We start from the raw sequence: 12733 nt of genomic DNA, 5'->3' as shown, positions 1-12733 counted from the left end.
TCTTAGTTTTTTGTATTCTCAATGGTTCGACTGCTCCTTCGACTACGCTCAGGATGACAGCTCGACCTGATATTTATTTGTCTTTCTTTTTAAGAAAAAGGCTTTCTTTTATACTTTTTAATCTTTTAAAGGCCTTTTTATTGAGTTTTTCAGGTTCTTGCTTTTGTGCTTTTGGGTCGTGCAACATACCGGTGCACAAGCACATCTTTCTTTCTGTACGTGTGAGAATGTCAAAGTTCTTACAGGTCTGACAGCCTTTCCAGAATTCGGGATCGTCCGTAAGTTCGGAAAAGGTAACAGGTTTGTAGCCCAACTCGTAGTTCATTTTCATTACGGCCAGCCCTGTGGTAATACCAAAAATTTTGGCATCGGGAAATTTTTTTCTTGATAAATCAAAAACTGCCTTCTTGATTTTTTTAGCAAGTCCTTGGTTTCTGTAATCGGGATGTACAATCAATCCAGAATTGGCCACAAAGTCTTTGTTTCCCCAGACTTCAATGTAGCAGAAGCCAGCAAATTTATCTCCATCCAAAGCAATAATGGCATTACCATTTTGGAGGCGTTTTATGATATATTCGGGCGTACGTCTGGCGATACCCGTACCTCGAACCTTGGCCGATTCGGTGATGGTATCACTAATGATCTGTGCGTATTTAAAATGTGATTCGTTAGCAATAATAATTTCCATTGCAAGCGATTGTTCTGTAAAAATTGAAAAAATATATTTGGAGATTTTGCGGAAATGGACTCACCTATTTCCAATAGTTATGTTGCACCCTTACGGGCGACGACGACGGGGAGTAAACGGACTGATGGGAGCAGCGATGCTCAAAGTAGATAATATGTACAGTTGTCCTTTCATTCTGGGGCTAAAGTACAAATTAATTCGAATTGGGCTAAAGTTGCGATTACTTTTTGAAGAAATATAACTTTTTTGGCCTGCTACCTATCATTTCGTAAATAAAAAAGCCAATTACCAAAATGTATTCAACGGCCAACAACCAAAGATTCTCCTTATAGTTAGGGTTGGAATAGGCATAATAACTTAAAATGATGGTACAGGACCACACCAGAGGGAACCTGTAATCGGTAAAGATGGCGAAACCTAACAAGAATACTACGTACCACGGATGAACGGTGCTGGAAAGGAAATAGTAACAGGCCAGCGCAAACACCATGGAGGTGATGACACTATCCAATTTTTGGTTTTTCCTTAGGAACGCAAACAACAACACAATTACAATGATGGCCTTTGTAAGCATGGAGCCGTAGGAGTCAATAAGTTCCCAAGGTTTGGCTTTGTAATAGGTAACGGCAATCTTTTTTACCACATTGTACATACTGGCGTTGAACTCAAAATTGGAAAACCATAGTCCAACCGTTTCCGTATAATTATCAATAAAAACCGGAGAGTAAAATGGGATTAGCAAGGCGGCACACCCCAATATTACCAGCGTATAAAAAACGACACTCTTTTTAAATCCAAAATATTTTAAGAAGATGGGCAAAAAGAGGATAGGCATCAATTTTACCATGATGGAAATGGCATAAACAGGTGTTGCCCACAACCATTTGTTTTTTGATATGAGGTACAGGGCCCAAACAAAAAAGAAGAGCATTACGCCTTCAAAATGAAGATTTCCTGTCAATTCTATGACAACAAGTGGATTCAAAAAGTACCAAAACGCCATGTGGTTGGCCTTGTTAAGGTTTTGCAATAGCTTTCTTCCAAAATAGAGTATGCCCAGGTCTGCTGCGATTACTGTCAAACGCATGGCAATCATGGAACCCATCACACTTCCACCACCTAATATGGACGCGATTGCGAAAAGAATTTGGTTTACTGGCGGATAGTTGCTGTAGTGCCTAGCGTTAAGGGAGCTCATGCCTTCATGGAGTTCATTCATGCTGGCAAAAGTTACCGAACCCTGCTCCATGATTTGGTCCGGGGTATACAAATAGGGATTGATGCCATTTTTGATGAGTTCCCCATCCCAAATAAATCGGTAAAAATCTTGTGAAAGGTTAGGTTCTGCAATCAAAAATACCAGCCTAAACAGGATACCAATGACCAAAAGGAACTTAAAGTTCCATTTTTCGAACTGGATAATTTTATAAGTAAGGTAAAAGATAGCCCCAAAGAGCATAAATAGCTTAACAAAATCGGTGCGGACCAAATTGTAAGCAAAGCTCCAGTAGAATAAAATACAGGCGACAGCAAAAATTATCGGGTATTTGTGCAGTCGCCAATAAGATTGCATAGTGGTGGGTTATGCCTTGGAAGTTATGGATTTAAAGAATACAAACCCAAAACCCAGGAACAACATTAGGTGAAAAGGGAACAATCCATAGTCGTTCAATGGTATGGCACTGTACATTCCGAAAAGGAAATAAATCATTAAGGCAAACTCCAAGATCATGTTTGGCGACAATTTGGTGGTCAAATATTTATTGCCCTTCCAGGTGTCTTTAATACTGTTGATGTTGAACTTTGGAGTTCGAACAAATTCACTTCGTTTTCCCAAATGTCCTTCCAAAACAGCCACGCTATTGTGCAAAGAGAAGCCCAATGCCACGGAGAAGAAGGTAAAGAAGAGTTTAATATAGTCCACAAAATTATCAAAACTACTGCCCTGAATACTTTTGTAGGTAAACCAATAACACACAAATAGGATGATGGTACTTAAAATGAAGAAGCTGGTCACTTCAAAGACCCAACCTAAATGTCCGTAAGTGTTTTTGATGTAGAGCATTGGAATGCTTAACAAAGCAACGGTGAACACGCATAGGAACATGGAGCTGTTCAATAGGTGCATTACACCATGGAACTTGGTTTTAAAAGGTATGTTTTTGGAAGTGATTACACTCCAAACTGTTTTTCTAAAGTTTTCGGCACCGCCTTTGTTCCAACGGAACTGTTGTGAGCGTGCTGCACTTATTACTACCGGAAGCTCGGCGGGGGTTTCCACATCTTCCAAGTACTTGAATTTCCAATTTTTTAATTGTGCACGGTAACTCAAATCGAGATCTTCGGTGAGGGTGTCGCCTTCCCAGTTGCCTGCATCAAAAATGCACTCTTTTCTCCAGATACCTGCTGTACCGTTAAAGTTGATGAAGTGCCCTTTGGAGTTTCTTCCTACCTGCTCTAACGTAAAGTGTGCATCCAAAGCAAAAGCTTGAATACGGGTAAGGGTAGAGTAATCTCTGTTGATGTGTCCCCAACGGGTTTGTACCACACCGATTTCTTCGTCCTTAAAGTAAGGAACGGTCTTTTTAAGCCAATCGGCTTCGGGAAGGAAGTCTGCGTCGAAAATGGCAATAAAGTCACCTTTGGCGATTTCCAAACCTTCTTTTAAGGCTCCTGCTTTGTACCCTTTGCGGTTTTCCCTGCGGATGTGCTGTATATCCAGTCCGGTTTCTTGAAGTTCTTCGACCCAGCGAGCCGTTTCTACTACAGAATCATCTGTAGAGTCGTCCAACACCTGAATCTCCAATTTACTTTTTGGGTATTCTATTTTGGCGATGTTCTCCAACAAACGTTCCATTACGTACTCCTCATTGTAGATGGGAAGTTGAATGGTTACGAACGGAATTTCCTTGGGGTCGAGAAGGTTGAATTTTGGGGCTTCTTCGTTTCGCTTTTTATAGCCTAGATAATTGATCAAGAGATTTAGTTGAGCAAGACTATAGAAGAAAATCAAAAGTAAGGCGAAACTATAAATAGCAATGATGATGTAAGCAATAGCAAGTCCCATTATTTTAAACTGTATTTAAAGATCCAACCCAATATTTTTATGCCCGCAAATATAGTACCTTTTACCGTACCTGATACTTTTGAGACACCAATTCTTTGTTTGTAACGCACTGGTACTTCGATATATGACATTTTTTTCTTCAAAATTTTCAATTGCATTTCCACTGTCCAGCCGTAAGTGGTGTCCTGCATTTTTAATTCTTTGAGCTTTTCATATTTTATCGCCCTAAAAGGTCCTAAATCCGTAAATTTTGACCTGAAAAACAATCGCATTAAGAATGTGGCCAATTGGTTCCCAAAAACCTGCTGTGGGGTCATGGAACCAGGTTCACGAAGTGATTTTTTTCGCGCTCCAACCACAAAATCAATGTCATTTTCCAAAATTGGGGCGACAATCTTATCCAATTCCTCTGGATAATCTGAATAGTCTCCGTCGATAAATACGATAATGTCGGGTGTTTTGGATCGCTCGGATATATAATTTAATCCCTTTAAACAGGCAAACCCATAGCCCTTGCGGTTTTCGGTGATTACGGTTGCTCCCGCTTTTTTTGCATTTGCAATGGTATCGTCAGAGGAACCGTTGTCGACGACTACAATTTCGGATACATGATCGGGGATTTCCGAGACGACCAAACCAATGGAATCTCCTTCGTTTATTGCTGGGATAATAACTTTAATATCCGCCATTGGCTGGGAATAAACTTTAGTTACCCCATTGTGCATTATGATTGAAATTCGTCAGTTCGAGTGATTTTTCGCAAGAAAAATTGTACCTGCCTGCCGGCAGGCAGGTCGAGAACCAGAATTTCAAGTCAAAACCCGATTCTCGATACAAAATTCCTTTGGAATTTCACTCGAATTGACGGCTTTTGATACATGAAGCCTTCAAAATGCACAACAGGTTTTAGTTAATGTTTAAGTTGCCAAAACTAAAATTTTCCATGGATTCTACCTTGAATTGTTCAAAAAGAAAAGTGATTTACTTCTTGTTTACGAGGGTCATCAAATCCACATCATTGCCCAAGAGTACCTGATTGCTGTCAATTCTACCTTCCAAAGGTCCATTTTCCAATTTAAGGACACCTCTAGGGCAGACTGCGGAGCAGATGCCGCACCCCACGCAACTGGACCTTACGATGTTCTCCCCTTTTTGCGCGTAGGCACGTACGTCGATGCCCATTTCGCAGTATGTGGAGCAGTTTCCGCAAGAAATGCATTGTCCACCGTTGGTGGTAATCCTGAATCGGGAGAACAACTTTTGCTGAAAGCCTAGGATAGCAGCCATCGGACAACCGAACCTGCACCAAACCCTGCTGCCAAATATGGGATAGAACCCGGTTCCGATGACTCCAGAGAAAATACTGCCAATCAAAAAAGAGTACGATTTACGAAGCGTTCCAGATTTGAAGAGAAAAACTTCTCCCTCACCACTAAAAAAGTGGAATCCGATCAACGCAATGATAATCACAAAATATCCGATGGCCCCGTACTTGGCATCTTTTTGAAGCTGATCCCGTTTAAAAATCATTACCCAACCAAAAACCAAGGTGAGTAAAACCGCTACGCCGATTAAAAAAGTGCTTTTCGTCAACCAATATTTACTGGTGTCCGTTCCCAAATAGGAATAAATTACTGCGGTGGTCATCAAGGTTACAAAAACAACTACGCTGTGCACCACCCAGCGTTCCACTTTCCAAGCAAATGTGGATTTGTCGCTCAATTGCCTAAACGAATCCCCGGCGGTTTCGGCAAGTCCACCACAACCACAAACCCAGGAGCAATACCATCTTTTTCCATATTTATAAGTGAGGATTGGAGTGATAACGAAGATGGAAAGAATGGCAAAAATCAATAAAGCAAAACCAATATCTCCCGAACTTAAAAAGCCTTTGATGCGATAACTCTCAAAATTATAATAGTTGAGGGGCCAAATATTTTTCAAGTCAAAATAGGGTAGGCTTCCGCCGTTCAAAACTTCATGTCCATTTAAACGAGCCATCAATTCTGGGATGATGAAGGCAAAAGCTGTTTGGAAAAATATTACGCTCCAAGTCCGTAGCCTTTCGTAGCGGTTATGGCGGTACTTCCAAAGGAATTTTATGCCAAAAGCGAAAATGGCAACTGTGTAGAGGGTCCCGTAAACAAACCATTGACTGGCCGGATTACCGCTCAAGAATTTACTGAGGGGGTCAAAAAGGCCGATTACTCCTTTGTTATCTCCATCGCTGACCAAACCCAGATATTCAGGATAAAAATAAAGCACAATGTAAAACCCTGTTAGTGCAAGGCCGGCCATCCAGCCCCATAAACCGCGGCTGGAAATGGATTTGAACCAAACTCCATCGTTTTTGATACCGGGGAGCTTGTTGGAATAGGCATCCCAAGAGAATAAAATGATGCCAAAGGTAATAGCCGAAAGCGATAGCGTTAACCACAACGTTTTGTTCGGAAAACCGACATTGAAAACGGCCAATAATAGAATGCCAAGACCAGACATTCCTAAAAAAACAGCGATTTTTTGACCGATGCTCAAACTTTTTGGTGGTTCCCCGGTTAGGGCCATACTTGGACTATGTGTTTGGTTGTTCATAGTTTGTTGTTACTTTGTGCTGATTTAAACTTTTTTATTAAAACGTAAGCCAATCAACCCAATTGGAAGATACGTTTTAGGCTTTTCTTTTTCAGTTTGATGGACTTTTCAAAATCGGAATTGTATTTGGATACGATCTGCGCTTCTAAATTTTTATAAAATTCCGGATCAAAATTGGCATCCACGAGATGTTCCATTACAAAATCCATGTTTCTTTTTTCGTTGAGCCACCGGTCAAACACTTCGTGCCGTAAACGAATACCGAAGGTGTTGATGCCCAAAAGTGTTTCGGAATCTCTATCAAAAGCTATCGTGATACAGATTTTTTCTTTCGGGTGACGCCAATGAAAATGCGATTCCGATTCTTTTTTCTTCTCTTCAGGAAATACCCAACCATAGGTTTGGTACTCAATATCCAGAAACTTGGCCGAGTTGAACCAATGCCCAGGTCTATATTCCATTCGGTTACTGCAAATGGTCTGGGCAAGGGTCTCGCCCATCATCCGGCCGGTGTACCAAACGGCTTCAATGGGTCGGCGGTTGCCAATGGCTTCATGCTGCTCGGCACAATCACCGATAGCAAAAACATCTTTAACATTGGTCTCCAAAAATCGATTTACTTTAACACCACGGCCCAATTCAATGCCCGAATCTTTGAGGAAATCAATATTTGGAGTAACGCCAGCCGTCAAGCCCACAAGATTACATTCAATTTCTTCCCCCGTTTCTTCAATCACAACAGATTTCGCCCTTCCATTTTCATCTGGAACAATTTCCTTGAGAGAGGAACCCAAACGTAGGTCGATATGATGCTCCCGAATATGCTCGTTGATCATTTCGGATTCACCTTGGGGCAGCACACCGTTCCAAAAACTGGTTTCGCGCACCAAAAAAGTGACGGGAATATTTCGGGTACGTAGCATTTCTGCCAATTCGATGCCGATTAAACCGCCGCCCACGATTACAGCACGTTTGCAAACCTTGTTGTTCGGGGCATTTTCTTCCAATAGTTCCAAATCCTGTTTGGAGTAAAGGCCTTGAACCCCATCAAAATCCTGACCGGGCCACCCAAATTTGTTAGGTTTGGAGCCTGTGGCAATAATGAGTTTATCGTAACTGAGACTTGGTGCACCATCAATCTGAAGCAACTTTTCTTCAGTATTTACTTTGGTAACATATCCATGTGCCAACTCGATTCTGTTCTTCTTCCAAAAGAGATTTTCGTAGGGCTGTGTATGCTCAAACTTCATGTGGCCCATGTACACATACATTAAGGCGGTCCTTGAAAAGAAATACTTGGATTCGGCGGAAACAATGGTGATTTTTTTGTCGGATAGTTTTCGGATGTGCCTTGCAGCGGTTACCCCTGCAATACCGTTTCCAATTATAACAATGTGTTCCATGGGTTGGGTTTGATTGTATTTGTGTGTCGAGTTTTATGGGAAGAACTTAACGATAAAATGAAATTTAGTAAGAATTTGGCAGCTAAATGATGTTTTAAAATTATTATTTTAGAGGGTTCCACATTTATTATGAAGAAGATAGTTCTATTATGGGTCTTTATTTTTGCCTCTTGCAGTAGTGGCAAGTTAGCCAAAGTCAATGGTGTCAGTTTTGTCTCGTCTAGGGAAGAAGTGGCTCAACATCATATTGATCCAGTGCTTCATGTAAGTGCCAATTATGCAGCCATCATGCCTTATGGCTTTATCCGTGATTTGGATTCGCCTGAATTGGTTTTTGACACGGAACATCAATGGTATGGGGAACGAAGGGAAGGAGCCAAGCAGTATATTGAAAAGATGCATCAAAATGGGGTGAGCGTGATGGTAAAGCCTCAAATATGGATCCATAGAGGTGAGTTTACAGGAAATATGAAGATGCCAACGGAAGAGGATTGGAAGCAGCTGGAAGCAGCTTACGAAAAATTCATCTTGCTATATGCAGCACTGGCCGAAGAAACCCAGAGCGATATGTTTTGTATTGGCACGGAGTTGAAAACTTTCGTTAATGAACGACCTGAGTTTTGGAACAAGCTTATTAAAAAAGTAAAAAGTGTATATCACGGTCAGCTTACCTATGCCGCCAACTGGGACGAATATGCTAAAACACCGTTTTGGTCGCAATTGGATTATATTGGTGTGAACGCCTACTTTCCGTTGTGTGAAAAGGAAAACCCAACCATTGAAACATTGACCGAGGGCTGGCAACCGTGGAAAACCAAAATGCGGGAACTGGCTACACAAGAGGATAAACCAATACTTTTTACTGAGTTTGGATACCGAAGCATGGACTATACGGGCAAAAAGCCTTGGTTGGTGGATCGAAACCAGATGGATGTAAATCTTAAGGCGCAAGCGGATGCTACGCAGGTAATCTTTGGCGAATTTTGGAACGAGGATTGGTTCGCGGGCGGCTTTGTTTGGAAGTGGTTTATGCAGCACGATCAGGTAGGGGGGCACGAGGACAACCGCTTTACGCCCCAAAACAAACCTGCCGAATCTGTTATCCGAAGACAGTTTGCAAATGTAAAGGAATCCAGTCTTAAGGATTAATAAATTAATTTATCAGAAATTTTGGGCTAATTCGTAACCGAGCTTCGTGTTTTTTTGCCATATTTGCAACACATCCCACCCAAAGACATACAGTAATGAAATCACGATTATCCCTTCTTTTTTGGGTTTGGGCCTGTACATTCATTTTTGCACAGGAAAGCACTTACTACAAGGTGGTTGCACAACAAGGAGACGGTATTTTTTCCCTGCTTCGCAAACAAGGATTGGACCCTGCCAAACACTATGGAGAATTTCTGGAACTCAATTCGGACAAGATAAAAAAAGGAAGCGCGCTAAAACTGGGTGAGGCATATAATGTTCCCTATGCTGATGATTCCTTTAAGAAGACCGGAGTGATGGTCGAGGCCAAGAAAGATGAGGAGGAACCCATTTTTGATAAAGAACTTGCCCAAATGTCGCTAAAAAGTGATAAACTCAAGGATGCTGTCTATTACTTGATTACCGAAAACAACACCGAGGGAGATAAAGATTTTATAAAGGATATCACCCAACGATTGGCAGCGGAACTAATGGTGAACGGGGCCCAAGTGTATGTGATGGGCGATGAGATTGCCACAGACTTGGGGGACGATATATTTACAAAAGATGTATTGGGAGATTACATAAAGGTCGTTAACAAACGCTACTTGCAGAACACGGGAAAATACCAACGGGTATTGTTCATACGTGCTGAGAATGTAGCCATTTCGGGAAATATGAATGTGGCCGTTTACCATTACAATAAAAGTACCCAAGGGCAACGTTTTGCACAAAACATTCAAAATGTGTTTAAGAAAAAAAGTATTTCCAGCAAATCTTCTAATAAAGCCAGCTTGATTTTTGAAGATCAGAACAGCCTGTATTTAGCAAGAAACATGCTGCCGGCCATTAGTTTGCTTACTATTGAAAGTGGTTCCAATACTATGGATAGCAAGATTTCTCTCAAACCCGACAAAAAACAATTTGCCAACTTGATCAGCAATGGTATTATTAATGATTATGTTGATCTGGAATTTGAAAATTAAAATGAGATATTTTCAGTCAACATTTTCACTCAGTGTTTTGTTTTTGCTTCAAGGTGCTATTATGGCCCAGGAGGAGTTTCCAAAAGTTGTGGTCCAAGAAGGGGATGGTATCTATTCACTTTTGCGGAGACATGGCGTCAGTCCAACAAAACATTACAACAAGTTTGTGACGCTGAATACTGAGGATTTGGGCGAGGATGAATCTTTGCTGATGGGACGTTCCTATATATTGCCTGATACTTTGGCAACGAAGAAGGTGGTGGAAATTGATCAAGGAATTACTTACCCCATTTTTGGTGATGATTTTAAAAAAGTTGATGCCGTAAGCAAACGCTTGGACAATACAGTCTACTATTTAATTTCAGGACACGGTGGGCCCGATCCGGGAGCCGTGGAAAGGTACCGCGGGAAATTGATTTCCGAAGATGAGTATGCCTACGATGTTACTCTTAGATTGGCCCGTGAATTGATATCGCACGGTGCGGAGGTGAATTTAATTGTTGAAGATGAAAATGATGGCATCCGAGACAGTAGGGTGCTCGAATTGGATACGGATGAAACCGTAAACTCGGAAGCTATTCCGTTGAGTCAATTGGAGCGTTTGAAGCAGCGCTCCAAAGCTGTAAATGATCTGTATTTGAAGAATTCAGGCAAATACCAACGTCTATTGGTCACCCACGTGGATAGCAGGGGCGAGGGAACCAATATTGATGTGTTTTTCTACCATCACGAAAAGAGCAAAAACGGCAAAAAACTGGCAGAGAGCATTCACCAGACCTTTTTTAGGAAATACAAAAAGTTTCAGCCCAACCGATTGTACAACGGTACTTTTATGGAGCGAAGCAGTTTGTATATGGTTAAAAATACACTTCCTGCAATGGCCTATATCGAAATTGGCAATATCAGAAACAGAAAAGACCAACGCAGAATTTTGGACCCTGATAATCGACAGGCTTTGGCCAAGTGGATATCCGAAGGAATCCTATTGGACTACGAATTTTCCAAGACTACAATTTCAAAATAATTCATCTAACAACATCCGCCACCATTATAGTGGTAGGTGCTTTTGCTGATAAAAATTTCATTCGAAGCATTCGCCAAGGCTGCTGCTGTTTTATCACATACCGCTAAGGGCTGATTTTGCTGTAGTACGTGGCCTTTTCCGTCATCAAAATGGTCCTCGTTACCAAAATAGATAGCCGTTTTACCTGTAAAAACACAAGGTCCATCCTCTGACATCGGGTCTTTAATGGCGGCTATCTCAATAGATTCAATGTGTATGAGCTCGTCAGCGGGGTAATGGTTGGGTGATAATACCCTGTACGACCTTCTGCCCCTGATTTCAATGGTGCCAAACCCGGCATCGGTCAAAACCTTTACGTAATCTTTTAATGGAATGCTTCCGCTCAGGCATTGGGCCCGCAATCTATCATTGTTTCGCAGTTCCTCGCTCATGGGTTGTTCGCAAATAGGGTCGCTCATCACCAATCTTCCGTGAGGCTTCAAAACACGGTACATTTCTGAAACCGCTTTTTTCAAGTCCTCTATTTTAAAAATATTGAAGAGGCAATTTTGGGCGGCCACGTCAATACTTTCATCTTCCACGGGCAGGTTTAAGGCATCTCCTTTTACCAAGTTCACATACTCACTTTTGAACCAATCATTTTCCTCCTCGGCTATTTTGAAGTTGTTTCTAGAAGCTTCCAGCATTTCATCCACGGAATCCACTCCTGTCACCCCACCTTTTTGTCTGGAAAAATAGGAGAATTGGAGCAGTTCCATTCCTCCACCCACACCTACGTAAAGAATTTTGGGGTTGTTTACCACGTCCTGTGCTGAAACGGTGCTACCACAGCCATAGTTCATTTCTTGCATGATTTTGGGTATGGAAAGCCCTGGGAATTGCCAAATGGGGTTGGTGGTGCAGCAAAGCCCAACATCTGGGGTTAGGGCGGCCTCTTTGTAGAGGTCTTGTGTGGCATCTAAATAGCTCATAGTTCTTTGATTAATTCTTTAAACAGCTTGATCATTTTAGGCTCCGTTTGTCCGGCAATCTCCAAAATCTCCTGAACATCAACAGGTTCCAAGTTATTTGGGTCACATTCATCGGTCAACACGGAAACCGCTACTATAGGTAGTCGTAAATGATTGGCCACAATTACTTCGGGAACGGTGCTCATGCCCACGGCATCGGCTCCCATAATTTTGAGCATACGGTATTCGGCCTTGGTTTCCAGTTGCGGGCCTACTACCGAAGCGTATACCCCTTTTTGCAAGGAAATATTTTCTCGGGATGCTATGGCTTCAATTTTTTTGCGCATATCCAGGTCGTAGGGTTCGCTCATATCCACAAATCGGTTGCCGAATTCAGATACATTTTTGAATGCCAACGGAGATCCACCTTGCAGGTTGATGTGGTCTTCGATCAACATAATATCTCCTTTTTTATAGTCGAGGTTAATGGCTCCTGCTGCATTGGACACAAAGAGATTTTTTATACCTAACTGGTGCATAACTCTAATGGGATAGGTAATATCCAAAAAATCGTAGCCTTCGTATAAATGGAAGCGCCCCTGCATTACCACGGCTTTTTTGCCTTCGATTGTCCCATAAATCAATTTACCGGTATGGAATTCCACCGTAGCCAAAGGAAAATAGGGGATGTGGTTGTAATGGGCTTCAATGGAATTTTCTATTTTGTCCACAAGTTGCCCCAGGCCCGTGCCGAGCACAATGCCGATTTCTGGGGTTTCAAAACCTCGCTTTTTTAAATATTCAACGGATTCGTCAATCTGTTTTTGTGTCATTC

General features: G+C 41.7%; 11 protein-coding genes. 3 read left to right on the top strand and 8 right to left on the bottom strand.

The features are described 5' to 3' along the window. Window positions 1–73 precede the first annotated feature (73 nt). The 6 genes from MURRU_RS04585 to MURRU_RS04560 form a co-directional block, all read right to left on the bottom strand. Window positions 74–688, bottom strand: a complete 615-nt coding sequence (locus MURRU_RS04585) for a GNAT family N-acetyltransferase (RefSeq protein ID WP_014032254.1) — start codon at window positions 686–688, stop codon at window positions 74–76. A gap of 220 nt (window positions 689–908) precedes the next feature. Continuing rightward, entirely contained in the window at window positions 909–2261 is a 1353-nt protein-coding gene (mptB, locus tag MURRU_RS04580) for a polyprenol phosphomannose-dependent alpha 1,6 mannosyltransferase MptB (protein WP_014032253.1), read from the bottom strand. 9 nt (window positions 2262–2270) lie between these two features. Next, a complete protein-coding gene (locus tag MURRU_RS04575; protein WP_014032252.1) occupies window positions 2271–3755 on the bottom strand; it encodes a cellulose synthase family protein in 1485 nt (494 codons plus the stop codon). After that, window positions 3755–4444, bottom strand: a complete 690-nt coding sequence (locus MURRU_RS04570; RefSeq protein ID WP_014032251.1) for a glycosyltransferase family 2 protein — start codon at window positions 4442–4444, stop codon at window positions 3755–3757. Before MURRU_RS04570 ends, MURRU_RS04575 begins: the two co-directional genes overlap by 1 nt. Window positions 4445–4736: 292 nt before the next feature. After that, window positions 4737–6347 carry a 4Fe-4S binding protein gene (locus MURRU_RS04565; protein ID WP_014032250.1) on the bottom strand — a complete coding sequence of 537 codons (1611 nt, stop codon included), beginning with the start codon at window positions 6345–6347 and terminating at the stop codon, window positions 4737–4739. A gap of 53 nt (window positions 6348–6400) precedes the next feature. Further along, window positions 6401–7750, bottom strand: coding sequence for an NAD(P)/FAD-dependent oxidoreductase (locus MURRU_RS04560; protein ID WP_014032249.1), 1350 nt, complete (start codon window positions 7748–7750; stop codon window positions 6401–6403). A 129-nt stretch (window positions 7751–7879) separates the two neighbouring features. On the opposite strand from MURRU_RS04560, the gene MURRU_RS04555 reads away from it, so the two are divergent. The 3 genes from MURRU_RS04555 to MURRU_RS04545 all read left to right on the top strand — a co-directional run bounded on the left by MURRU_RS04555 (window position 7880) and on the right by MURRU_RS04545 (window position 10948). Then, window positions 7880–8899, top strand: a complete 1020-nt coding sequence (locus MURRU_RS04555) for a glycoside hydrolase family 113 (RefSeq protein WP_014032248.1) — start codon at window positions 7880–7882, stop codon at window positions 8897–8899. A gap of 95 nt (window positions 8900–8994) precedes the next feature. Beyond that, window positions 8995–9924 carry an N-acetylmuramoyl-L-alanine amidase gene (locus tag MURRU_RS04550; RefSeq protein WP_014032247.1) on the top strand — a complete coding sequence of 310 codons (930 nt, stop codon included), beginning with the start codon at window positions 8995–8997 and terminating at the stop codon, window positions 9922–9924. 1 nt (window position 9925) lies between these two features. Further along, on the top strand, window positions 9926–10948 hold the full coding sequence (locus tag MURRU_RS04545) for an N-acetylmuramoyl-L-alanine amidase family protein (RefSeq protein WP_041801791.1): 1023 nt from the start codon (window positions 9926–9928) through the stop codon (window positions 10946–10948). A gap of 5 nt (window positions 10949–10953) precedes the next feature. Here the strand turns inward: MURRU_RS04545 and arsM are convergent, their stop codons facing one another. Together arsM and MURRU_RS04535 are read right to left on the bottom strand one after the other, a co-directional pair. Continuing rightward, window positions 10954–11919, bottom strand: a complete 966-nt coding sequence (gene arsM, locus MURRU_RS04540) for an arsenosugar biosynthesis arsenite methyltransferase ArsM (protein WP_014032245.1) — start codon at window positions 11917–11919, stop codon at window positions 10954–10956. Further along, complete coding sequence (locus tag MURRU_RS04535) at window positions 11916–12731, bottom strand: purine-nucleoside phosphorylase (protein WP_014032244.1); 816 nt, start codon at window positions 12729–12731, stop codon at window positions 11916–11918. The genes arsM and MURRU_RS04535 overlap by 4 nt, the downstream gene beginning before the upstream one ends. Between the last annotated feature and the right edge of the window lie 2 nt (window positions 12732–12733).

The organism is Allomuricauda ruestringensis DSM 13258 (assembly GCF_000224085.1).
GTDB lineage: Bacteria > Bacteroidota > Bacteroidia > Flavobacteriales > Flavobacteriaceae > Flagellimonas > Flagellimonas ruestringensis.
The sequence above is the reverse complement of the archived record's forward strand: the minus strand, read 5'-3'. Positions and strand labels throughout refer to the sequence as shown.

Coding starts and splice junctions, on each gene's coding strand:
- MURRU_RS04545 (WP_041801791.1), top strand. CDS start 9,926: ATGAGATATTTTCAGTCAACATTTTCACTCAGTGTTTTGTTTTTGCTT.
- MURRU_RS04535 (WP_014032244.1), bottom strand. CDS start 12,731: ATGACACAAAAACAGATTGACGAATCCGTTGAATATTTAAAAAAGCGA.
- MURRU_RS04555 (WP_014032248.1), top strand. CDS start 7,880: ATGAAGAAGATAGTTCTATTATGGGTCTTTATTTTTGCCTCTTGCAGT.
- mptB (WP_014032253.1), bottom strand. CDS start 2,261: ATGCAATCTTATTGGCGACTGCACAAATACCCGATAATTTTTGCTGTC.
- MURRU_RS04575 (WP_014032252.1), bottom strand. CDS start 3,755: ATGGGACTTGCTATTGCTTACATCATCATTGCTATTTATAGTTTCGCC.
- MURRU_RS04560 (WP_014032249.1), bottom strand. CDS start 7,750: ATGGAACACATTGTTATAATTGGAAACGGTATTGCAGGGGTAACCGCT.
- MURRU_RS04585 (WP_014032254.1), bottom strand. CDS start 688: ATGGAAATTATTATTGCTAACGAATCACATTTTAAATACGCACAGATC.
- MURRU_RS04565 (WP_014032250.1), bottom strand. CDS start 6,347: ATGAACAACCAAACACATAGTCCAAGTATGGCCCTAACCGGGGAACCA.
- MURRU_RS04570 (WP_014032251.1), bottom strand. CDS start 4,444: ATGGCGGATATTAAAGTTATTATCCCAGCAATAAACGAAGGAGATTCC.
- arsM (WP_014032245.1), bottom strand. CDS start 11,919: ATGAGCTATTTAGATGCCACACAAGACCTCTACAAAGAGGCCGCCCTA.
- MURRU_RS04550 (WP_014032247.1), top strand. CDS start 8,995: ATGAAATCACGATTATCCCTTCTTTTTTGGGTTTGGGCCTGTACATTC.